Below are 517 nucleotides of genomic sequence, written 5' to 3'. Positions count from 1 at the left end.
GTCTTTTTCGTAAGCTAAGTATTCTGCTGCTGTTAAGGCAATTTTTGGTGTTGCTAAACGTTCGATTGAAGGGTCATCCGCTAAGTTGATGAACAATACAGAGCGGTCGATGGCACCTGTTTCACGGAATGATTCCGTGAAGTATTCAGCCTCTTCAAAAGTTACCCCCATTGCTGCAAAGACAACGGCGAATTGATCGTCGTCACCTAGCACAGTGGCTTGACGTGCGATTTGGGCAGCAAGCTCTTTATGTGGTAAACCTGAACCAGAGAATACGGGTAGTTTTTGTCCACGAACTAAGGTGTTCAAATGGTCAATTGTTGAGATACCAGTTTGAATAAATTCATCCGGGAAGTCACGGGCCATTGGGTTAATGGCTTGACCATTGATGTCACGACTTTCTTCAGCAATGATTTCTGGACCGTTGTCGTTGATGTTACCAAGGCCATCAAATACACGACCAATCATGTCTTCAGACACGCCGAATTCAAGTGGGTGTCCTTGGAAACGTACTTTG

At 44.9% G+C, this 517-nt stretch carries 1 pseudogene; it reads right to left on the bottom strand.

Annotated elements, in window-relative coordinates:
- Positions 1-517 (bottom strand): annotated as a pseudogene (locus ACRCJ0_RS19280) (V-type ATP synthase subunit B); the annotation flags it as partial.

The organism is Aerococcus sp. L_32 (genome assembly GCF_050689315.1).
Note: the sequence above shows the minus strand (reverse complement) of the source record. Positions and strands in the feature narration are given on the sequence as shown.